Source organism: Meridianimarinicoccus zhengii, from assembly GCF_003254465.1.
In the GTDB taxonomy this organism is placed as follows: Bacteria; Pseudomonadota; Alphaproteobacteria; order Rhodobacterales; family Rhodobacteraceae; genus Meridianimarinicoccus; species Meridianimarinicoccus zhengii.
On sequence record NZ_QDFI01000069.1, the window covers coordinates 1 to 22,056 of the forward strand.

General features: G+C 69.5%; 15 protein-coding genes. 10 read left to right on the forward strand and 5 right to left on the reverse strand.

Going from position 1 to position 22,056, the window contains the following annotated elements:
* The 3 genes from DDE13_RS17650 to DDE13_RS17660 form a co-directional block, all read right to left on the reverse strand.
* On the reverse strand, positions 1 to 750 hold a 750-nt coding region (locus DDE13_RS17650), incomplete at its 3' end, for a hypothetical protein (protein ID WP_162631070.1).
* Between the two features lie 95 nt (positions 751 to 845).
* Positions 846 to 1,949 carry a ParB/RepB/Spo0J family partition protein gene (locus DDE13_RS17655; protein ID WP_111405589.1) on the reverse strand — a complete coding sequence of 368 codons (1,104 nt, stop codon included), beginning with the start codon at positions 1,947 to 1,949 and terminating at the stop codon, positions 846 to 848.
* Positions 1,950 to 2,225: 276 nt separating this feature from the next.
* Positions 2,226 to 3,626, reverse strand: a complete 1,401-nt coding sequence (locus DDE13_RS17660; RefSeq protein ID WP_111405590.1) for an AAA family ATPase — start codon at positions 3,624 to 3,626, stop codon at positions 2,226 to 2,228.
* Between the two features lie 543 nt (positions 3,627 to 4,169).
* Here DDE13_RS17660 and DDE13_RS17665 point away from each other — a divergent pair.
* The 5 genes from DDE13_RS17665 (at position 4,170) to DDE13_RS17685 (ending at position 9,740) form a co-directional block, all read left to right on the forward strand.
* Positions 4,170 to 5,195 carry a replication initiator protein A gene (locus DDE13_RS17665; RefSeq protein ID WP_111405591.1) on the forward strand — a complete coding sequence of 342 codons (1,026 nt, stop codon included), beginning with the start codon at positions 4,170 to 4,172 and terminating at the stop codon, positions 5,193 to 5,195.
* 226 nt (positions 5,196 to 5,421) lie between these two features.
* Complete coding sequence (locus DDE13_RS17670; RefSeq protein ID WP_111405592.1) at positions 5,422 to 6,780, forward strand: hypothetical protein; 1,359 nt, start codon at positions 5,422 to 5,424, stop codon at positions 6,778 to 6,780.
* Positions 6,777 to 7,055 (forward strand): hypothetical protein, encoded by a 279-nt coding sequence (locus DDE13_RS17675; RefSeq protein ID WP_111405593.1) that lies wholly within the window; start codon positions 6,777 to 6,779, stop codon positions 7,053 to 7,055. The genes DDE13_RS17670 and DDE13_RS17675 overlap by 4 nt, the downstream gene beginning before the upstream one ends.
* Before the next feature lie 100 nt (positions 7,056 to 7,155).
* Positions 7,156 to 8,229 (forward strand): hypothetical protein, encoded by a 1,074-nt coding sequence (locus DDE13_RS17680; RefSeq protein WP_111405594.1) that lies wholly within the window; start codon positions 7,156 to 7,158, stop codon positions 8,227 to 8,229.
* Between the two features lie 242 nt (positions 8,230 to 8,471).
* Entirely contained in the window at positions 8,472 to 9,740 is a 1,269-nt protein-coding gene (locus DDE13_RS17685) for a nucleotide sugar dehydrogenase (protein ID WP_111405595.1), read from the forward strand.
* Positions 9,741 to 9,775: 35 nt separating this feature from the next.
* Here DDE13_RS17685 and DDE13_RS17690 read toward each other — a convergent pair whose 3' ends face one another.
* Positions 9,776 to 10,624 carry an FkbM family methyltransferase gene (locus tag DDE13_RS17690; RefSeq protein WP_162631071.1) on the reverse strand — a complete coding sequence of 283 codons (849 nt, stop codon included), beginning with the start codon at positions 10,622 to 10,624 and terminating at the stop codon, positions 9,776 to 9,778.
* A gap of 107 nt (positions 10,625 to 10,731) precedes the next feature.
* On the opposite strand from DDE13_RS17690, the gene DDE13_RS23455 reads away from it, so the two are divergent.
* Both DDE13_RS23455 and DDE13_RS23460 read left to right on the forward strand, forming a co-directional pair.
* A complete protein-coding gene (locus DDE13_RS23455) occupies positions 10,732 to 11,313 on the forward strand; it encodes a glycosyltransferase (protein WP_235868759.1) in 582 nt (193 codons plus the stop codon).
* A 33-nt stretch (positions 11,314 to 11,346) separates the two neighbouring features.
* A complete protein-coding gene (locus tag DDE13_RS23460; protein WP_235868760.1) occupies positions 11,347 to 11,973 on the forward strand; it encodes a glycosyltransferase in 627 nt (208 codons plus the stop codon).
* A 60-nt stretch (positions 11,974 to 12,033) separates the two neighbouring features.
* Here DDE13_RS23460 and DDE13_RS17700 read toward each other — a convergent pair whose 3' ends face one another.
* Entirely contained in the window at positions 12,034 to 13,404 is a 1,371-nt protein-coding gene (locus DDE13_RS17700) for a phosphomannomutase (protein WP_111405596.1), read from the reverse strand.
* 813 nt (positions 13,405 to 14,217) lie between these two features.
* On the opposite strand from DDE13_RS17700, the gene DDE13_RS17705 reads away from it, so the two are divergent.
* The 3 genes from DDE13_RS17705 to DDE13_RS17715 form a co-directional block, all read left to right on the forward strand.
* Positions 14,218 to 20,460: a choice-of-anchor D domain-containing protein gene (locus DDE13_RS17705; RefSeq protein WP_162631072.1), complete on the forward strand. Its 6,243-nt coding sequence runs from the start codon at positions 14,218 to 14,220 to the stop codon at positions 20,458 to 20,460.
* Complete coding sequence (locus tag DDE13_RS17710) at positions 20,450 to 21,010, forward strand: invasion associated locus B family protein (RefSeq protein ID WP_162631073.1); 561 nt, start codon at positions 20,450 to 20,452, stop codon at positions 21,008 to 21,010. The genes DDE13_RS17705 and DDE13_RS17710 overlap by 11 nt, the downstream gene beginning before the upstream one ends.
* Before the next feature lie 323 nt (positions 21,011 to 21,333).
* Positions 21,334 to 22,056: VPLPA-CTERM sorting domain-containing protein (locus DDE13_RS17715; RefSeq protein WP_111405599.1), on the forward strand; the 723-nt coding region annotated here is incomplete at its 3' end.

Consider the following 22,056-nt stretch of genomic DNA (forward strand, 5'->3'; position numbering starts at 1 on the left):
CGCCGCGGGCAGCGGCACGGGGGCCGACACGTCCGGCCCGGTCCCGGCGGCGCGCAGGTCCAGCCCCAGGCTGCCCAGTTGCGCCAGCCCGCAGGACGCCCCGCCGCCGCAGAACACCCAGGCGTCCAGGCGCGTGTCGAACTGCCAGTAGAACCCGCCGACCGGCGTCCGGGTGACAGAGATGTCGAGCCGGGTCAGGCCGGTGAAATCCCCCAGCGCCGCGATGTCCAGCAGCCCCGGCGCCGGACCCTCCAGCGCGGCGGTCACCACCGGGTCGCCATCCCCGCGATAGCCCTCGAAGATCAGGTCCGGCAGGCGCTGCACCGGCGGCGACAGGGCGGCCAGGTCGTCATAGTAGAAATCGATCGTGTCCGCGTCCTCGCAGCGCAGCAGCGCGCCGGGGACGTCCGGGTCCGGGAACGGCGCCACGCCCGTGCAGGACAGCACCGTCAGCCGCCCCTGCAACGACAGCAGGTCCGTCGCCAGCGCGTCGAAGACCAGCCCCGGCTCCGCCCGGAACGAAGCCCGGTTGGCCAGCCCGTCATTGCCCAGCGTCAGGCTGTCGCCGGCATAGCCATAGGCGCCGTAATTGAACTCGCGGATCGTGACCCCGGCGGCGCGGGCGTCGTCCAGCACGGTGGCATAGCCGTCGCTGCGGAACGTGAAATCGATCGTCAGCGGTGCGGCGGCGGCGGGCATGGCCGCCGCGGACAGCAGGCACGCGGACAGGAAAAGGGAAAAGGGATGCATCGGCAAAGGATCCTCTGGTGAAAACGCCCGGTGCAAAAACGTTAACAGCGGTAAACCGACCTGTCCATCCCGTGACCGGCCGGTTTGCCGGTGCATCATGCCCGCCCGCCGCCAGGGCGCAGCGCCGCGCGCAGGCGCGCCAGCAGCGCCGCATCCACCCCCGGCCCGGACAGGGTGATCCGCCCGCCCCCGGCGGTCTCGTGCAGGCGCATCTCCACGCCGGGGGCGAGCGTTTCGCGCGCGGGGCGTTTCGCGCGCGAAACATCCGCCCCGTCCCCGCCCGTGCGCGGAGGTTTCGCCAGCTTCTCGAGCAGCGCCAGTTCCGCCGTGGCCGTGGCGGGGCGCGCGTCGCGCAGGGCGTTGCGCAGCCGCTGCCGCCCCTCCAGCCGCAGCCGCGACACGAGCGCGAGGCCCAGCCGTTCGGGGATCTCGGCGGGGAAATGCAGCAGGTCCCCCAGCCCTTCGTGCAGGTCGATGAAGCTGCCGATCTTGGACCGTTTCGCGCGGCTCGCCGTGGCGAACATCGACCGCAGCGCGGCGGACTGGTCCGGGAACACCCCGCGCGCCGCGGCCTCGGCCACCACGCGGGCGCGTTCGTAGTAACTCAGCCCCGCGCGGACCTCGTTCTCCTCCACCATGGCGACATAGCTTTGCGCCGCCTCCTCGGGCGGGCGCACCAGCGCGCGCAGGGTGGAGAACCGCGCCTCGCCGGTTTCGTCATAGAGATCCGACAGCGCCCGCAGCCGCCGCCAGCCCGAGATCAGCCCCCAGGGCTGGGCCGGCGCACCGTCGCTGTCGTCGCGCCCGGTGCCGTGCAGCGGCGTGATCTCGGCCGGTGTGCGCTGGCCATGGGCGCGGATGGAGGCCTTGAGCGCCGCGATCTCGTCCGGGTCCAGCGCGATGCGGTCCCGCGCCAGATACCCCTGGCTCACGTCGCCCAGCGGCACGTCGACGACCATCCGGCCCGTGGCACGCGCGCTGTCGATGCCCGCGGTGATCTCGCGCAGTGCCGCGGCCTCGGCCGACTGGCCGGACACGGCGGCGATGGGCGGGGTGGGGCGCGCCGACACGGGCGTCGCGGTGTCCGCCATCAGCGCGGGGCCGGGCAGGGCCGACTTGGTCTCGGGGGCGCTTTCGGGCGCGGCGGACGGCCCGAGATAGCCAGGCTGGGCGGGGGTCAGGCGGCGGCGGCGGGCCATGGGCTGTCTCCTGTCATGTCGGCGCGCCGGGGCGCGGATGTTTCGCGCGCGAAACGGTGCGGCGGCGCCCCGGAAACGCTCCGGGGGGCGTTTCGCCGCCGGACGCCCGGAGGGCTGGCGGCGTCCGATGCTGCGATCCGCCGTTTCGCACGCGAAACATTTTCAGTCCGATGTTTCGCACGCGAAACATTCCGGGTTCAGTGTTTCGCATGCGAAACACACGGGTCACAGCGTTTCGCGTGCGAAACACCCTGCCACAGCCGCGCACCCCGTTGCTCATGCCGCGCCCTGCCCGTCCCGGCCTTCGGTCTGCGCCAGCTCGTCCCGTCTCCATGCCCCCACCAGCAGCTTCTTGAACGCGGCATAGGTCTCGTCGAAGGTCTCGCGCCCGCGGATATAGGTCTCGCGGTTGAAATCGCGGTAATCGGCCTCGTAGATGCCCGCGACCTGTTCGCCCGCCTGTCCCACCAGCGCGGTGTAATCCTGCCGGTAGGGCGACATGTAGGGCGCGATATAGGCCTGCATCAGGTTGGCCAGCTCCATCTGCTGGGAGGCATCGAACCGCGTGATGACTGCGCGCACCGCGTCCCATTCGAAGCGCAGCTCGGGCGTGCCGAGCGCGCGGGCGGCAAGGTTCTCGCCCTCCTCGATGGAACTGAACGTGGCGTGCAGCATGTCGAAGAACCGCCCCGTGCTGTCGAACTCAAGGAACGACGCCCCCAGCGGCACCAGCAGGATATCCGCCGCCGCCAGCGCGTTGATCGTGAGGTAGCCAAGGGCAGGGGGCGTATCGAGGATCACCACGTCGTAGCTGTCCAGCATCCCGTCGGCGGCCAGCCGGTTGCTGAGCGCGTCCCACAGCTTCCAGCCTTTCAGCCCCATGCGCCACACCGGCACCTGGAACTCCGCCCAGTAGAGGTTCAGCTGCGCGCCGATCAGGTCGATATTTGGCCAGTGGGTGGATTGCGCGAGATCCTTGGCGCGGATCTTCAGCGCCCCCGCCAGCATGTCGTCAAGCGGCAGGGGCGTGTCGCCGCGCGCCATCCGCGCCCGGTTCTCGGCCTGCAGGCTTTCGGCATAGTCCCGCGCCAGCAGCGGGAAGACCGTCGCCCATTCGTCGGCGACGCGGCCGCCAAAGATCGACGTCATCGATCCCTGGCTGTCGAGATCCACGACAAGCACCCGGTAGCCGTCCAGTGCCGCCGACATCGCCAGATGCGCTGCCGTGCTGGTCTTGCCGACCCCGCCCTTGAAATTGGCGACCGCCACGACCTTGGCCGGCAGCCCCTTGGGGCGATAGGGTAGGTAGGGTTTCGCGCGCGACCCTTCGGCGGCGAAATGCGCGCGCAGGCGCAGCACCTCGTCGAGGCTGAACCAGCGCGTGCCGCCCTCGGTCTGCGCCGTGCCTTGGGGCAGGTCGGGGTTGGCTTTCAGCACCCGGCGGAAATGGGGCGTGGCCACGGGGATCAGGTAGCGCGTCACTTCCCATGTGGAAAACCGCCGCAGCGTCTTGCGCCCCTCGGGGTTGAGTCCGCGCGACACGAGATCCGTGCGCCCCTGTGCCGCCTGCGCGGCCGCTTGCGCGAAGCCGTCGGTGCCCACCGGGTCGCCCAGTTCCGCGAGTGCGGCATCGGGCGTGATGGTGAAATAGGGCGGGATGCGTTCCGCGTCGCTCATGCCGTCCGGTCCGTCATGGGGCCTGTCCTGTCGTTCCGGCTGCGCTGCCGTACTGCTCTGCTCTGTCGTGCTGTCCTGCGGGCGGTCCCGCCGCGACCGGGTCTTTCGCCCGGATCATGTGCCTGTTTTTTCCAAATATACCGGAATTCTGCGCACATGGAAGAAAAATAGCTCAGACCCTGCTGTTTTCATTGCAAATCAGTCACTTGCCACTGCGTGCCCGGGCCGGGTTCATGGGCTGGCACCTTTCCGCGATGTTAGTAGATCCGTTAGATATCTGTTAGGGGCTTTCCCGGCCTCCGATAACAGATTGTTGTACATAGATAAAAATGCCGTCGCCGGGGTCCGTGCGACTCCGGAACGACGAAGCTGCGACTCCAGACCCCCGATGGGGCGACTCCGGACCCACGAACCGCACGGCGCCGCAGGCTGGACGCGCCGGGCGGCACTTCCTAGAGTGGTGTAAATGAAACGACGATGGCCGTATCGCGGACCGTCGCGCATCAAGGGCCCCGCCAGAGGGCCGCCCCGAGGCCATGGTCGATGCAGCCACGCCGACCCCAGACCGCCCCCCCCGCCGATGGCGCGGGGCCGCCCGCAGCCCTTGCGGACTTCTTCGTCTGCGACATCGCCGGGGTTGTCTTCAAGGACGACATGGCGACGATGGAACACCCGGTCTTCTCGCTCTCCACCCGGCCCGACCGGCGGGTGCTGCGCTATGACCACGGGGGCGTCAGCGTGGAGATCACGCCGTCGGTCAAGGGGCTCGCCACGATCCACGACAAGGACGTGCTGATCTACTGCATCAGCCAACTCGTCGCGGCGCTGAACGCCGGGCGCCCCGTCGCGCGGCGGATCGAGCTGGTGGCGCACGACCTGCTGGTGGCGACCCGGCGCGAGACGGGCGGCGACAGCTACCGCCGCCTGCGCGAAGCGTTCGAGCGGCTTTCGGGCACGCGGATCGTCACCAACATCCCCACGGGCGACACGGTCACGACCACCGGCTTCGGGCTGCTGGAGGAATGGATGATCGTGCGCCGGACGGCCTCGGGGCGGATGGTGTCGGTGTCGGTCACGCTGTCGGACTGGCTCTTTCGCGCGGTGCTGGCGCGCTCGGTGCTGACGCTGGCGCCGGGCTATTTCGCGCTGCGCAAGCCGCTGGAGCGGCGGGTCTATGAACTCGCGCGCAAGCATTGCGGGCGGCAGGCGCGCTGGCAGGTGAGCATGCGCGTGCTCTGCGCGAAATCGGGCTCCGCCTCGCCGCTGCGGGTGTTCCGCAAGATGATCCGCGACATGGAAGCCGCGGACCTTTTGCCCGACTACCGGCTGGCGGTCGTGGCGGGCGACATGGTGCTGGTGACGCCGCGCGGAGCGGTGATCGATGACGGCGATGCCCCGGTGCTGTCGGCGGACACGCTGGCCGCGGCCCGCGCGCTGGCGCCCGGCTGGGACGTCCACGCGCTGGAGGCCGACTGGCGGCGCTACTGGCAGGCCACGGGGCGCCCGCGCCTGCGCAGCCCCGCGCGGGCCTTCCTGGCCTATTGCGCGAAACGCGCATCATCGGAGTAGTCGCGAAACGCGCATCATCCCGGTCGCCGTGACACGCGCACCGTTGGACCGCAGGACTACCGGCGGGTCGCGGATTGCGGCCTGTTTCGCGCGCGAAACAGGCCGTCCGGCGTCAGGGAATTCCTCACCTTGTGACGAATCGGGGAGTCGCGTTAAAGTATAACGGTTCATTAACCACGTTTCACGGAATTGCCCCGCACCCACTTTCACAAGGGCAGGAAGCACTATGGGATTGTCATTATGGCTTGTCACGACCGGATTGCTGGCTGCGATCGTCTGGGCCGCGCCGGCCGCCGCCCAGAACAGCACTACGATCGAGGGCCCGATCCTGTTCCTGGACACGGACGGCAAGCCCATCGCGCCGCCCTATGACGCGCAGATCCTCGATAACCTGCTTGCGGCGGAGACCCTCGAGTACGACACGCGCAAGCCGCGTGGAGTCCCGCCGGATGTGAAGATTGATCCGTTCGAGGACGAAATCATCCGCTACCGGTATACCGTGCAGTTGCGCCGGGCCGGCCTGTGGTTGCGGCTGGATTTCAATTATGACGGATTCGAGGCCCGCGAGGAGATCGATCTCTTCCAGCATCGCGGGACGATGCCGGATCGCGAGCTTGCCATCCAGCGCCGCTATCCCGACCGTGTGTCGCGGGTGCGCGCGGTCATGCAGGGGCTCGCCGCGCCGGATCTCCTGGAAAACGACATCGACCGCACGCTGCGCCTGATCGAGGGGCTGATCAACGATCCGCTGTCCGAGGGCAGCGACGTCGAGACCGAGGCCGTCGAACGCTACCAGGACTACATGCGCGCGGTCGAGTTGATGGAACGGGTGATGCGGCAGGGCAAGCCGCTGTCGCCGGAGGTCGCGCTGCGGGTCTCGGAACTGCCCCGGCGGATCGGCTTTTCCATCCTGCCCGTGCAGGAGCAGTTCGACACCCTCGGCGGCTTCGCCTTCTGGTTCGCCCGCTCGCCCACGCCCGGCCAGCAGATCGAAAGCACGCTGACCCATCGCGGTCTGGCCCGGCAGTTCTTCGAAGAGGCCTACGAGCTGGCCTATGCCGTCAATGACAGCGCCCCGGTCGACGCCACGGCGCTGATCCGCACCCTGCAGGAATATTACATGTTCATGTGCCCGACCGCGGCTGAGATCGACGGCGGGGCGGCGGCCTGGGACAGCGCATGTTTCTATGCGCTCTACGATGCGGGCAGCTTTCCGCGGGATTTCTCGGCGCGGACCTATCGCGCCATCCTGCAGGATTTCCATACCCATCTGGAACGGGCCTCCCGGCCGGAAACGGGCTGGGCGACGGAATGCGGCTACCGCCGGAAGATCGCGGCCGAGCGCGGGGACATGGCTGAATACTGGGAGCTCTATGCCGACCTTGCGGATGCGATCGCGGACAGGCATCGCCGGCTCGCGATCGAACTGTCGTCCGATCGGGATTTCGCCGGCATGAGCTACATCGCCCAGACCCGCGACCGCGCACGCGACATCGTCGCGCTTGGCCGCGGGGGAGAGATGATCACGCCGGAATGCGCGCCGGCATCGGCGGGCGCGGTGCTGCCCGTGGGAGACGAATTATGACCCAGCCCGACGACACCGACCGGTTCCTGCGCCGCTTCGTGGTCATCACCGTGATCTGCGTGTCGTCGATCATCGCGCTTGTGGTCATCGTGGCGACGGCGCTCACGCCCTATACCGATTACGCGGCCCCGCCGGTTCTCGAGAACTGGGGCGGGCTGATCATCGGGTTCTATTTCGGCACCTTCGTAGGGCTGCTGAAGGATTGGCTGTCCCCGCGCAAGCCCGAGCCTGACGCGCCCGAACCCACCACCACCAAACCGGAGCAAGCCCCATGACACGCCTGGCTTTTATGACCCTCCTGATCCTGCTGACCCAGATCGGTACCCCGCCCGCGCTCGAGGCGCAGTCGCCGTCCTGCCCCAAGAACGTGCGCCAATGCTGATGCGCCACACTGCGGCGACGGCCCTGCTGGTCGCCGCGGTGCTGGGTGCCGCGCTGGTTGCCGCGGAAGAGACCGATCCGGTCGCCGCCGCCTTTGACGGGATCGAGACGGCCATCGATGCCGGCGATCTCGGGCGCGCGCGCGCGCTGGTGGATGGTCTGTTGGCCCGTCCGGATCTATCCGACGTGGATACCGCCGCGGCCCTCGGCCAGCTGGCCACGATCGAGACGGAGGCAGGCCGGCCCGAAGCCGCGATCGCCGCACTCGGATCCGCCCTGCAATTCGACCCGAACAACTTTTGGTTGCGCATGCGCAGCTGCAACGTCAACCGCGACTTCGGGTTCCTTGCCGCGGCGCGCCAGGATTGCGCGCTGGCCGGTCAGGCACTGCGCCACGAACGCGATCCCGGCATGGCGCAACTGATGCATCAATATCTCGATTTCACCAGGGCGAATATCGCGCTGGCCTTCGGCGACGTGGAAGGTGGCCTCGCGCTGGTCCGCGGGCTGGAGGCGGCGCAGGAGACGCTGTATTTTGCGCCCTGGTACTTGGATGCGCTCGCGGGGCGGCTGCTCAGCCGGGGCGGTGACGCGCAGGCGGCCCTTGTCCGGTTCCGGCAGGCGCTGGCGGATTATGACGCCGTCGTGGAGGCCCCGGACGGGCAGGGCGATATCGATCGGGCGGATCTGCATTTCAGCATCGGCCAGCAGCTCGAACGGCTCGGCCGGACAGATGAGGCGCGGGTGGAATACGACTTGGCCTTTGCCGTGCTGCCCGACCCCGGCGCGGATCCCGAAGAACCGGCGGCGGCGCTGCCCGCGCAGGTCGAAACCATCGCCTATGCGGCGTGCAGCCTGAACCTGCGTCTCGAGCGGGCGGCCGCCGCGGTGGACCAGTGCGGCTGGCTGTCGGACCGCCGGCCCGGTCGCATCGCCTATCTCGATGCACTGGGGCTGGCCTACGAACTTTCGGGTGATGCCGCGCGGGCCCGCGCCGTGCACGAACGGGCCCGGGAACTGGACCCGGACAACCCGCTGCTCCGGGACAGTCTCGGCCAGCGCCCCTAAGGCCGATCCCGACGTTTCGCGCGCGAAACATCCGAGACTTTCTGCGATGCAGCGGCTTTCCGATTGCGCGCTGGCAGTAAAGATTTTACTCCTTTGATCCATGCCCGTTCCTGCGGCATGGCCGGGATGGTCTGGCCGTGCACCGTGCACCGTGCACCGTGCGCGGTCCGGCGGCCCGGCATGTCGGATGCCAAGCCATCGCGGGACCGGGATGCGCCGGGGCAGTTGACGGGGATGTAACGATGAAAGTGGTAATTTTCGGGCTGGGATATGTCGGCTTCACCGCGGCGTGCTGCATTGCCAGCGAAGGTCACGCGGTGGTGGGGATCGACGTCTCCGCCCGCAAGGTGGAGGCGATCCGCGCGGGCCAGGCGCCCATCGTGGAACCCGGCGTCGCTGACATGCTGCGCGCCGGGCTCAATGCGGGGCTGATCGCCGCCGACACGGAAATCGGCGCGCATCTCGACGACGCGGATCTCGCCATCGTCTGCGTGGGCACGCCCTCGGGGCCGGACGGGGCGCACAACATGGCCTATATCGCCGACGTGTCGCGCCAGATCGCCGCCGCCGTGGACCCCGCGCGCGCAGCGCCCCTGTCGGTCGCCTACCGCTCCACCATTCGGCCCGGATCGATCGAGGAACTGATCGCGCCCATCTTCCGCGCCCGGCTGGGCGATGCGGCGGCGCGGGCGATCCGGCTCGTCTACAATCCCGAATTCCTGCGCGAGGGCACGGCGGTGGAAGACTATTTCGCCCCGCCCAAGATCGTCATCGGCACCGCGGACGGCCGGCCCGACCCGGCGATGGACGTGCTCAACGCGGGTATCGACGCGCCCACCTTCCACGTGGGCTACCGCGAGGCGGAGTTCACCAAGTTCATGGACAACACCTGGCACGCGGTGAAGGTCGCCTATGCCAACGAAATCGGGCGCGTCTGCCTGCAACTGGGCATCAAGGCCAGCGACGTGCACGCGATCTTCAAGTCGGACACCAAGCTGAACATCTCGGCCTATTACACGCGCCCCGGCGGGGCTTTCGGCGGGTCCTGCCTGCCCAAGGACGTGCGCGCGCTGCAATGGATCGCCGCCGATGCCGGGGCCGCGACGCCGCTGGTGGACAGCCTGCTGCGCTCCAACGAGGCGCACAAGCACCGGCTTTACGAATACGCGGTGGCGGGGCTGGCGCCGGGCGCGAAGGTGCTGCTGGCGGGGCTGGCGTTCAAGGCCGACACGGACGATCTGCGCGAAAGCCCGAACGTGGATCTCGCGCGCAAGATGCTGGCCGCCGGCTTCGATCTCGACATCTTCGACCCGGCCATCGACGCGGCGAAACTGGTGGGCGCGAACCTGGGCTATGCCTATTCGCAACTCCCCACGATCGAGGGGCTGCTGGTGGACAAGGCCACCGCCGAGACACGGACCTATGCGCGGGTGGTGGCCACCAACGCCACCGCCAGGGCGCTGAGCCTCGCCCCCGGCACCGACCTGCGCGATCTCGGCACGCTGCCGTGACCGCGCGGGCGCCGGCGCCCCGCGTGACGCGGCTGTCAGGCCAGCGCGGGGGGCGCGTAGCCGATCCGGGCCTTCAGGTCGTGGTCGGATTCGTGGCAGGCGACATACATCCCGGCCTGGCCCTCGCTCCGGATCGAGTAGGGGCTGAAATGCGCGCCCCTGGGATAGATCCTGCCGATCTCGTAGCCATGCGCCTTCAGCAGCCTGTGGATGTCGTGGAAGAAGACCCGCGCGTTGAAGGCGTGGAAATTGTATTCGAACTGCACCAGCCGGACGGACCGGGCCGCCAGCATGCCCGCGAAGCCCTGCATCACGCTGAAATCCGCGCCCTCGGTGTCGATCTTCAGGAAATCCACCGCCGCGATCCCGGTCTCGGCGCACCAGTCGTCGCCGGTGCGGATGCGGGCGACACGCCGTTCGTGGTCATACGCGTTGGGGCGGACATCCTTGTCGTAGAACATCGTCGTGCCGCTGTGATTGCCCGCCCGGTTGAAGAAATAGGCATGTTCCCCGTTCTCGGCGCCCAGCCCGATATTGACGGCCCGGGCGTGCGGATCGTCCGCGAAACGCGCGGCGAGCCCCGTGAAGATGTCGCTGTCGATCTCGAACATGTGGATCTGCGCGTCCGGGAAGATGCGGCGCAGGATGGCGGCGTGGTCCCCGTCATTGGCCCCGACATCGAGGATCGTGGCGAAGCCGAGCGGCGCGAGCCTGTCGATGAGCGCGTATTCCCCGTTGAGCGCCGGATCGACCGACTGGTTGGAATAGTGCCGGATGTAGCGTTGCGCGATCCGGTAGAGCACGCCCGTGCCGGCCCGGTGATTGCGGACATGGCGGCTGAGACGGCTGGACATGGACTTGGGCAGGCCGATGAAACGGGTCATGCGAAACTCCCAATGGAATGCCGACCATCGTCGCAGGATTACCCATCCTGTCAAGCGGCACGCGGGCTCGGCACGGGCCCGCACATGCACATGTCCAGGAGCCCATGATGAACCGACCGACATCCAGCACATCCCGCATCGCAGACATCCGCCGCAGCCGGCCGCTGGACGGGCGCCGCGTGCTCATCATCGTGGAGAACCTGCCGCTGCCCTTCGACCGCCGCGTCTGGCACGAGGCGCGGACCCTGACCGCCGCGGGCGCGCAGGTCGCCGTGATCTGCCCCACCGGCAAGGGGTTCGAAGCCCCCTACGAGGAACTGGACGGCGTGCATATCTATCGCCATCCCCTGCCGCTCGACGCGTCCGGCGCCGTGGGATACCTGCTGGAATACGGCGCGGCGCTGTTCCACGAAACGCGGCTGGCCTGGAAGATCCTGCGCCGCCACGGCTTCGACACGATCCAGGGCTGCAACCCGCCGGACCTGATCTTCCTGATCGCCTGGCAGTTCCGCATCTTCGGCAAGCGCTACATCTTCGACCATCACGACATCAACCCGGAGCTCTACGAGGCCAAGTTCGGCAGGCGCGGGTTCTTCTGGCGGCTGATGGTGATCTTCGAGTGGCTGAATTTCCGCGCCGCGCGGGTGGTGATCTCCACCAATGAAAGCTACCGCGCGATCGCGCTCTAGCGTGGCGGCAAGCGCCCCGAGGACGTGTTCGTCGTGCGCTCGGGGCCCGATCTCGACCGGCTGCACGTGATGGAACCGGACCCGAAATGGCGCAACGGGCGCGCGCACATGATCGGCTATGTGGGCGTGATGGGCGACCAGGAGGGGATCGACCTGCTGCTCGAGGCCGCGCGCGAGATCGTGTTCGACCGCGGGCGCGACGTGCAGGTCGTGCTGGTGGGCGGCGGCCCCGCGCTGGAGGGGCTGCGCGCGATGGCCGCCGATCTTGGCCTGGGCGACCATGTCACCTTCACGGGCCGCGCGCCGGACGAGGTGCTGTTCTCGGTGCTGTCCTCGGCGGATGTCTGCGTGAACCCGGACCGGGTGAACCCGATGAACGACAAGTCCACGATGAACAAGATCCTCGAATACATGGCGTTCTCCAAGCCCATCGTGCAGTTCGACGTGACCGAGGGGCGGTATTCGGCGCAGGATGCGTCGCTGTACGCCGCCCCCAACGATACCACCGACATGGCCGGCAAGATCGTGGAGCTGCTCGACGATCCCGACCGGCGGGCCGCGATGGGCCGGACGGGGCGGCAGCGCGTCGAGGCGGAGTTGAGCTGGGATTACCAGGTGGACCCGCTGATCGCGGCCTACCGGCGCGCGCGGGACGCCTGAACCGGCCCCGCGGGGCCGGTCCGGGGCCGGTTCAAAGCCGGCCCGCGGCCGGGCGCGGGGTCAGGCGGTGATGAGATCCCGCAGCATGGCGACCTTCTCGGCCAGAAGCGCACGGTCGCCGCGGGCTTCCACGTTCAGCCGCAGCACCGGTTCGGTGTTGGACGAGCGCAGGTTGAACCGCCAGTCGCCGTAATCGCAGCTCAGCCCGTCGAGCCGGTCCACGGCACGCGCCTGCGGGACCATCGTGTCCTCGACGCGCGCGATGGCGGGGGCCGTGTCGTCGAGCCGGAAGTTCTGCTCGCCCGAGGACGGGAACGCCGCGCGCATGTCCGCCACCAGCGCCGACAGGGGCTGTTTCGCGCGCGAAACATGGGCCGCGATCAGCAGCCACGGGATCATGCCGCTGTCGCAATACATGAAGCCGCGGAAATAGTGATGCGCCGACATCTCGCCGCCATAGGCCGCGTCCACCTCGCGCATCTTCGCCTTGATGAGCGCGTGGCCGGTGCGCGAGGCCACAGCCTCCCCGCCGCCCTTTTTCACCACGTCGAGCGTGCTCCACATCACCCGCGGGTCATGGACGATCCGCGCGCCGGGCTCGATCCCCAGAAACGCCGCCGCCAGCAGGCCGACCACGTATTCGCCGGGGATGAAGGCGCCGGTTTCGTCGAAGAAGAAGCAGCGGTCGAAATCCCCGTCCCAGGCGACGCCCATGTCCGCGCCCGCCTTGACCACCGCGTCGGCGGTCATGGGCTGGTTTTCCTCCAGCAGCGGGTTGGGGATGCCGTTCGGGAAGGTGCTGTCGGGGTCGTGGTGGATGCGCGTGAAGTCGAGCTGCGCACCGCCCGCGGCCAGCGCATCGGCGATGGCATCGAAGGCGGGGCCGGCCACGCCGTTCCCGGCATTCACGACGATCTTCAGCGGCCCGAGCTTTTCGGGGTCCACGAAGGACACGACCCGGTCGACGTAAGATCCGCGCGGGTCTTCCGTGCGCACGGTCCCGGTCCGGGGGCTGTCCCTGAAATCGCCCGATGCGGCCAGCACCGCCATCGCGTCCATGCCCTGGTCGGCGCCGATGGGGCGCGCGCCCGCCTGCACCATCTTGATGCCGTTATAGTCGATCGGGTTGTGGCTGGCGGTGACCATCAGCCCGCCGCCCGCGCCGAAATGCTCGGTCGCGAAATAGACCTCTTCGGTGCCGCACAGGCCGATATCGATCACGTCCACGCCGCCCTCGGTCAGCCCGCGGATCAGCGCCGCCTGCAGTTCGGGCGAGCTGTCGCGGATGTCGCGGCCCGTGACCGCGGTGCCGGGCTGCATGATCTCGGCGAAGGCGCGCCCGATGCGGTGGCAGATATCGGCATCGAGATTGTCGCCCAGCCGGCCCCGCACGTCATACGCCTTGAAACAGCTCAGCTTCTGGTCGGTCATGTGGTCCTGTCCCTCGCATTCCACGCCGCCGGTCGGTCCGGCAGGCCCCTCGGCTCCAAGCCTTATAGGGGAATGCGCAGAGGTCAAAGGCCCGCCTGCGGATCGTGCCGAAGATGCGTGCCGCCGCCCGAAGACCGCACCGCCCGATCCCCGTCCGGCGCCTGTACGCGTCCGGGGCAGGGCAGGGGGCGGGGCAGGGACGGGCCCATCACCGGTCATTCCTCTGGCCCCTGCCGGGCCTGCGGGCCGGGGCCTGGCGGTGCCCGCTTGCAATTCCGCAGGTTGCCGAAAAACGGCCGTTTAAAAACGTATGCAAGAGGCCACACCGCAGGGCCATGCCGCGGCGATCCCCGTATTCCCGGGACCGGGGGCCAGGGGCGGCGCGCCGCAGGCCCGCGCGGGCGGGTGTCCGGGCACGGTGCGGGGTCCGGCCGCGACACGCCCCGGATCTGCGGGGTGAACTGCGCAAAACGCATCCCGAATGCGCGCATGGGCCGTTATCGCATGACATTCCCTGAAGATGACGGCGTGCCACAGGTCCGCGACCGGGCGGGGATGTTCGGCGCCCGACCGCGGCGGCGCGGATGGCGGCGGCGGCCGATCTCCGGAATGGTTAACGGTGTGCGCCGCACGGCACGGGCCCTTCCAAGCCGCGACAGGATCTTGCTAAATCCGGCCCGTTTCCGCGGGATCGTGCCTGCGTGGCGGCCCGGCGGATGCCGAATCCTGCCCATGCCGTTGTTGACGGATTGACGCAGAGTCAGATAGCTTGATTGTTAATAAATCGTAACTGTCTGTATTTTGGTGATCTTCATGCCCCATTCGAATCGCGCCGCGCCGCGCCCGCGCCTGTCCCTTCGCAACGGCTGCGCCATCGCGGCGCTTCTGGTGGCCATGCCCCTGCACGCGCAGGACGTCACATGGACCGGCGGCACGGGCACCTGGAACGATCCGGCCGGGTGGAACACCGGCGTGGTCCCCAACGCGGCCCAGAACGCGATCGTGGACGGCGACGCGGGCACGGATGCGGACGTGACGATCACCGACACCCGCTCGATCCAGGACCTGACCATCGGGGCGGGCGACGCGGTGACCATCGACAACGGCCGGACCCTCAGCCTGCTGGGCGGCGATCTGGACAACGACGGCACGCTGACGCTCGGGTCCGCCGGTGCCACCACCGTCCTGAGCCTCGGGGTGGACACATTGTTTTCCGGCAGCGGCACCGTGGCGCTGACCGATTCCACGCTCAACCGGATCAGCGGCGCGACCGGCACGACGCTGACCAACGCCGCCGGGCACACGATCAGCGGGTCGGGCAATCTCGGCGGCAACCTGATGGGGCTCGACAACGCGGGGCTGGTGGAGGCCGCGGGAACATCGGGGCTGACGTTGCAGTTGCGCACCCTGCCCGATGTGACCCGCCGCAACAGCGGCACGTTGCGCGCCGCCACCGGCAGCACGCTGACCATCACGCAAGGGATCATCGACAACACCGGCGGCACGATCGAGGCCGCTTCGGGCGGCACCGTGTCGCTGGCGGGCAGCAGCGTGTTCATCGACGGCGGTACCCTGACCGGGCCGGGCACGATCGACCTGCGCAATGCCTCGGAACTGCGGAACGTCGCGAATACCGGCAGCGTGGTCATCGCCAACGGCCAGAGCGGCGAGATCAGCGGCACCATCGCCAATGCGGGCACCATCGCACTGGACTCGGGGGGCAGCACCAGCACGCTGAGCATCCAGGACGACACCACGCTCGACGGCACGGGCAGCGTGGAGATGAGCGACAGCGCCATCAACCGGATCACCGGGGTTGCCGCGACCACCCTGACCAACACCGCCGATCACACGATCCGCGGGTCGGGCAATCTCGGCGGCAACCTGATCGGGCTCGACAACGACGGGCTGGTGGAAGCCGTGGGCGGTGCCGGGCTGACGCTGCAGTTGCGCACTTTGGACGATGTCACCCGGCGCAACGCGGGCACATTGCGCGCAGACACCGGCAGCACGCTCACGATCATCCAGGGCTTCATCGACAACAGCACCGGCGTGATCGAATCCGCCGCGGGCGGCGACGTGTCCTTCACCGGCGGCACGGTCATCGACGGCGGCACGCTGACGGGGCCCGGCGGGTTCGACCTGCGCGGCGCCGCGGAACTGGCGGATGTGACGAATGACGGCACCGTCACCATCGCCAATGCCCAGACCGGCGAGATCAGCGGCACCATCGCCAATGCGGGCACCATCGCGCTGGCCTCGGGGGGCAGCTTCACCACCCTGAACATCCGGGGGGGCGACACCACGCTGGCGGGCACGGGCAGCGTGGAGATGAGCGACAGCGTTCTCAACCGGATCACCGGGGATACCGCGGCCACCCTGACCAACACCGCCGATCACACGATCCGCGGGTCGGGCAATCTCGGCGGCAACGCGATCGGGCTCGACAACGACGGGCTGGTGGAGGCTGTGGGCGGTGCCGGGCTGACGCTGCAGCTGCGCACCCTGGACGATGTCACCCGCCGCAACGCGGGGGTTCTGCGCGCCACCGGGGGCAGCACGCTGTCGATCATCCAGGGCGTGATCGACAACAGCACGGGCGTGATCGAATCCGCGTCGGGCGGCGACGTGTCCTTTTCCGGCGGCACGGTCATCGACGGCGGCACGCTGACGGGGCCCGGCGGGTTCGACCTGCGCGGCGCCGCGGAACTGGCGGATGTGACGAATGACGGCACCGTCACCATCGCCAATGCCCAGACCGGCGAGATCAGCGGCACCATCGCCAATGCGGGCACCATCGCGCTGGCCTCGGGGGGCAGCTTCACCACCCTGAACATCCGGGGGGGCGACACCACGCTGGCGGGCACGGGCAGCGTGGAGATGAGCGACAGCGTTCTCAACCGGATCACCGGGGATACCGCGGCCACCCTGACCAACACCGCCGATCACACGATCCGCGGGTCGGGCAATCTCGGCGGCAACGCGATCGGGCTCGACAACGACGGGCTGGTGGAGGCTGTGGGCGGTGCCGGGCTGACGCTGCAGCTGCGCACCCTGGACGATGTCACCCGCCGCAACGCGGGGGTTCTGCGCGCCACCGGGGGCAGCACCCTGTCGATCATCCAGGGCGCGATCGACAACGAAGGCACGATCGAGGCCGCGTCGGGCGGCACGGTGGCGATCACCGGCGGCACCACCGATATCCTGGGCGGCACGCTGACGGGCCCCGGCGCGTTCACCCTGAGCGGCGCGGCGGAGCTGCGCGACCTGACGAACGAGAGCGCCGTCACCATCGCCAACGCCCAGACCGGCGTGCTGGGCGGCAACATCGTCAATGACGGGAACATCGCCGTCGCGTCGGCCGGCAGCTTCACCACCCTGAACATCGAGGGCGACACCACGCTCGACGGCACGGGGACGGTGACGCTGGGCGACAACAGCCTCAACCGGCTCACCGGGACAACCGATGCCATCCTGACCAATGCCGCCGGGCACACGATCCGGGGGGCGGGCGCGCTCGGTGGCAACCTGATCGGGATCCTGAACGAAGGGCTGATCGAGGCGGATGGCGTGGCGGCACTGACCGTCGATCCGCGCGACGCCACCGGGCCGGTGGTCAACGACGGCATCCTGCGCGCGTCGGGCGCGGGCGGGCTGATCCTGACCAGCGGCAGCTTCGACAACCAGGGGCTGGTGGAGGCCGTGGACGGGTCTTCCGTGGAATACTCGGGCTCGGGCGTCACGCTGAACAACGTGGGCGGCGTGCTCACGGGCGGGCAGTGGCGCGCGGCGGGTGCGGGGTCGACCATCGACATCCGCGGCGGCGACGTGACCACCAACGCGGCCGAGATCGTTCTGAGCGGGGCGGGGTCGGCCTTCCGCAACGTCACCGGGATCACGCCGGTCGCGCTGGAGGACACCCTGACCGACAATGACGGCACCCTGCGTGTGCTGGCGAACCGCGATTTCGCGGCGGCGAACGGGCTGACCAACCGGGGCGCGATCGAGCTGGGCGGCGGCACGCTGTCCGCGCCCACGCTGACCAATACTGCCACCGGCCAGATCTTCGGCTTCGGCAGCATCGTCCCGAACGTGGGCAATTCCGGCGTGGTGCGCGCCACCGGCGGCACGCTGAGCGCCGATGCGGGCATCACCGCCGCCAGCGGCACGGTCATCTCCGAAGCGGGCGCCACCATGGCCATCGGGGCCGACAGCAGCGCCGAATTCCTCGACCTGCGGGGCGGCGCGCTGGCGCTGGGGCCGCATGACTTCACCGTGTCGGGCGACTACACCAACGACGCCTTCGGAACCGGCAACGGCTTCGACGCGCGCGCCAATGTCACCGGATCGGGCGAGATCATCGGCGCGGATGCGGACATGGGCACGGGCGGCGACGTGGTGGCCGGGGTGCTCGATCTCGGCAACGTGCGCGGCGGGACCACCGCCACGCGCAGCTTCACCGTCGACAATACCGGCACGGGCGCGGATATCCGCGGCGCGGTGCAGACCGCCGCGGGCACGGGCAACATCACCGATGCGCGCCTGTCGGGCAGCGGTGTGACGGCGCAGAATTTCGGCCCCGTCGCGGCGGGCGGCAGCACCGCGTCCTTCGACGTGACCTTCGAGGCCACGGCGGGCGGGTCGCTGGCCGGCCAGACCATCGGCATCGCGTCGAATTTCGACAACGTCGCCGGGCAGACCATTTCGCTGCTGGGCTTCGCCACGGCGCGGGCCGAGGGCGCCGCCGATCCGGCGGGGCCGGTCGATCTGGGCGCGTTCCGGGTGGGTACGGACGGCCCGGCGCAGGACATCGCCGTCACCAACCTGACGGCGGGATTGGCGGCGGAGCGGCTCGGGATCGGCGCGGCCACCACGAGCGGCAATTTCACCGCCACCAACGCGCTCGGCGCGGAACTGGTCGCGGGCGGGGTCACGGTGAGCGATGCCGTGAACGTGGCCGTCGCGGGCGGCGTGGCCGGGGTGAACGCGGGCGCGCTGACGCTCGATTTCACCACGGACGGCACCGTGATCGACCCGACCTTCACCGCCGAGGCCGCGAACAGCCAGGTCATCGACGTGTCCGCCACGGGCTATAACGTGGCCGAGGCCGGGGTGACCCCCGACCCGGTGGTGATCGCCAACCAGCGCGTGGGCGGCACCGGCAGTGCTGCGCTCGACATCACCAACATCGCCCCCGATGACGGGTTCAGCGAGGCCCTGTCGGGCGGGATCGCATCCGTCGCGGGCGATGCCACGGCCACCGGCGGCCCGGTGTCGATGCTGGCGGCGGGCGATACCGACAGCGGCATTGCCGTGGGCGTCGATACCTCCGCCGCGGGGGCGCGGTCCGGCAGCGTGACGCTCGGCTTCGAAAGCGACGGCGCGGGCACGAGCGGGCTGGGCACGCTGGCGCTGGCGGACCAGACCGTCGCGGTCAGCGGCAATGTCTACCAGGTCGCCGAAGGCCGGCTCGATACCGCGCCGCTGAACTTCGGCACGGTGCAGGTGGGGCAGGTCGTGAACCGCACCCTGTCGATCACCAATGCCGCGACCGGGCCGCTCGGTTTCGTGGAGGACCTGAACGCCAGCTTCGGCGCGGTGTCGGGCACGGGCGCGGGGCGGATCATCGGGGCGGGCAGCATCAACGGCCTGACGGCCGGGTCCACCGATGCGGCGGCCATGACCGTGTCGGTCAACACCGCCACCGCGGGCAGCGTGGATGGGGCCATCGCCATCGACTATGTCAGCGCGGGGGAAGTGGGCGGCGTGTCCAACGGGCTCGGCGAACTGGCGGTCGGGTCCGACAGTTTCGGCGTGACGGGGCTGATCGAGGCCCTGGGCACGGTGATCGACACCGCCGCCCCGCGCGTCGACACGGCCCAGCCGGTCGACCTGGGTGCGGCACGGGTGGGCGATGCCGCCCTGTCCGCAGCACTGTCGGTCACGAACGTGGCCACGGGCGGCGACCAGGCGGCGCTGAGCGCCACCATCGCAGGGTCCGGGCCGGTGACGGCGGCGGGGTCGTTCGACCTGCTCGATCCCGGTGCGACCGACGACACCAGCCTGACCGTGGGGATCGAGACCGCGGTCGCGGGGGCGCTGTCGGGCACGGCCACGCTGGGCTTCGTGTCCGATGCCTCCAACGTGGGCGGGTGCGCGCCGGACTGCGCGCTGACCCTGCCGTCGCAGGACGTGACCGTGACCGGCAATGTCTACCAGGCGGCGGAGGCCGACATCACCACGCCCACGCTCGATTTCGGGATCGTCCATGTGGGCGACGTGGTGGCGGCGCAGGGCGTGGGCATCGCCAACACCGCCCCCGTGGCGGCGCTGAACGATACGCTGGCCGCCAGCCTCACGGGCACCGCGGGCGGGCCCTTCACCGCGTCGGGCGCCGTCACGGGGCTGGCCGCGGGGGACACCGACACGGCCGGGATCACCGCCACGCTCGACACGTCGGCGGCCGGGGTGTTCAGCGGCACACAGGACGTGGCCTTCGCCAGCCAGAACCCCGACATGGCGGATCTCGATCTCGGCTTCGGGTCGGTGATGCTGTCGGCACAGGTCAACAACTTCGCCAACCCGATGTTCACCCAGCTGGGCGGGGACGGGGTGCTGACCGGGTCGGACCTGACCTTCCTGCTGGATTTCGGGATCGTCGATGCGGGGATGGACCTGACCGCCAGCCTTGGCGTGCTCAACGACATCTTCGGGCCCGCGGACGTGCTGGGGGGCAGCTTCGCCCTGCCAGCCGCGGGGGATTTCAGCCTGACCGGCTTCGACAGCTTCGCCGATATCGCGGCGGGGGATGTCTTCGGCGGGCTGGAGGTCGGGTTCTCGGCCAGCACCACCGGGTTCTTCGAGGACCTGATCAGCCTGAACGCCTTCGGCAGCAATGCGAGCGGCTATTTCGGGGCCTTCGACTCGATCAGCCTTGCGCTGCGGGCCGAGGTGCGGGACCCGACCACGGCGCCGATCCCGCTGCCCGCGGGGGTCTGGCTGCTGCTCGGGGGTCTTGGCGGGCTCGTGGCGATGCGGCGGGCCCGTGCGGCCTGAGACCCGCGCGGCGCTTCGGGGTGCGGCGGGGGCGGTCGGGATCTGGCTGGTGCTCCTGTCCCCCGCCGCGGCGCAGGAGACGCCGGCGGGGCCGGATGTCCCCGACACGCTGCGCGAAAGCTACCGCGACTGGGTGCTGCGCTGCGCCGCCGGGGCAGGGCCGGGCGCGACCCCGCCCCGCCGCTGCGAGATCGCGCAGGAGGTCCGCACCGCCGAGACCGACCAGCGCGTGCTGCGCATGGCGCTGGCGGGGAATGATGGCGCGGGCGCGGCCGTCACGCTGGTGACGCCCTTCGGCGTGCGGGTGGCCGATGGCGTGGGCATCGCCACGGCGGGCATGGACGGGACGCGGATCGATTTCCTGACCTGCCTGCAAGGCGGCTGCGTGGCCACGGGCACGCTCGACGCGGCCATGCTGGACGCGCTGCAGGCGGCGGAGACCGCGACGGTCACCATGAATTCCACCGGCGGCGAGACCGTCACGCTGGACCTGTCGCTCGCCGGCTTCGCCGCGGCGTGGCGGCGGCTGGGGGCGCTGGCGCCGGACTGATCCGTTTTCCCGTTTGCCCGCCGCCCCCGGGTCATCCTCGCGCCGGGACCTGCCCGCCCGTGCGGCAGCCCGGACCGGAAGTGCCCGACCGCCATCCACGGGCGCGGGAAATCCGTCAAGGACGTTTGCGGTATCCCCGGCGGGGCTCGGGCGGCCCTGGAATGGAAGGCCATGGAAGATTCTTGAAAACGGCATCTTGATCCTGTTCGTGATGCGCCCGGACCGGCTGCCTGCGTTAACCGAAACTTCGGTTCGAATTTGAGACGAAGCCCCGCTTTCGGTATCAATCGTGAATAGGCAATTAATCTGATCGGAGCATTCCCATGAAGCAAGTCGTATTCACGATCGCCGCCGCCGCGCTGGCCTCGGCGGTTTCGGTGGCCGCCGCGCAGGCTTCGACCACGATCAGCGTCGAGACGTATTCCGCCCTCGATTTCGCCGCGAAGGCCGGTGGCCTGACCAGCCAGACGGTCGAGGATTTCGAAGGCTTCGGCGCAGGCGAGGTCACCAGCGCGTTCTCGACCGCGGTCGGGACCTTTTCCACGCTGGGCGGCACCGGTTCCGGCGGGACCGTGAGCGGGACGCCCGGAAATACCGGCACCGACCTCTACCTGCGCGATGCTGGCGTGTTCGGGCGCGTCAACACCACGCCGGGCGGGTCCAACTTCCTCGACAGCAACGACACGTTCGGGGTCGAGTGGGTGGTCGATACGGGCTCGATGTTCGACCGCATCCTGTTCACGATCAGCGATGCGTCCGACACCGGCGCCGACCTGACGATCCTCGCGGACGGGATGTCGCTGACGACCTTTCTCGACGGGCAGGGCAACGGCACGGTCGATACGGTCCTGATCAGCTTCGGCTCGAAGATCAGCACGGCGACCCTGCGCTTCGAGAACCGCAACACGGCCGGCGCGTTCATCACGAATGACGGGTTCGGGCTCGATGACATGACCGTTGCGGCCGCCGTGCCGCTGCCGCCTGCCGTCGCCCTGCTGGGGGCCGGCGTGGCCGCGCTTGGCGCCCTGCGCCGCCGCGGGAAGGCC

What these genes read in the sequence shown, in the direction of transcription:
- DDE13_RS17690 (WP_162631071.1), bottom strand. Translation starts at nt 10,624, where the DNA reads ATGACCCGTTTCATCGGCCTGCCCAAGTCCATGTCCAGCCGTCTCAGC.
- DDE13_RS17685 (WP_111405595.1), top strand. Translation starts at nt 8,472, where the DNA reads ATGAAAGTGGTAATTTTCGGGCTGGGATATGTCGGCTTCACCGCGGCG.
- DDE13_RS17655 (WP_111405589.1), bottom strand. Translation starts at nt 1,949, where the DNA reads ATGGCCCGCCGCCGCCGCCTGACCCCCGCCCAGCCTGGCTATCTCGGG.
- DDE13_RS17705 (WP_162631072.1), top strand. Translation starts at nt 14,218, where the DNA reads ATGCCCCATTCGAATCGCGCCGCGCCGCGCCCGCGCCTGTCCCTTCGC.
- DDE13_RS17675 (WP_111405593.1), top strand. Translation starts at nt 6,777, where the DNA reads ATGACCCAGCCCGACGACACCGACCGGTTCCTGCGCCGCTTCGTGGTC.
- DDE13_RS17660 (WP_111405590.1), bottom strand. Translation starts at nt 3,626, where the DNA reads ATGAGCGACGCGGAACGCATCCCGCCCTATTTCACCATCACGCCCGAT.
- DDE13_RS17670 (WP_111405592.1), top strand. Translation starts at nt 5,422, where the DNA reads ATGGGATTGTCATTATGGCTTGTCACGACCGGATTGCTGGCTGCGATC.
- DDE13_RS17680 (WP_111405594.1), top strand. Translation starts at nt 7,156, where the DNA reads ATGCTGATGCGCCACACTGCGGCGACGGCCCTGCTGGTCGCCGCGGTG.
- DDE13_RS17665 (WP_111405591.1), top strand. Translation starts at nt 4,170, where the DNA reads ATGCAGCCACGCCGACCCCAGACCGCCCCCCCCGCCGATGGCGCGGGG.
- DDE13_RS17700 (WP_111405596.1), bottom strand. Translation starts at nt 13,404, where the DNA reads ATGACCGACCAGAAGCTGAGCTGTTTCAAGGCGTATGACGTGCGGGGC.
- DDE13_RS23455 (WP_235868759.1), top strand. Translation starts at nt 10,732, where the DNA reads ATGAACCGACCGACATCCAGCACATCCCGCATCGCAGACATCCGCCGC.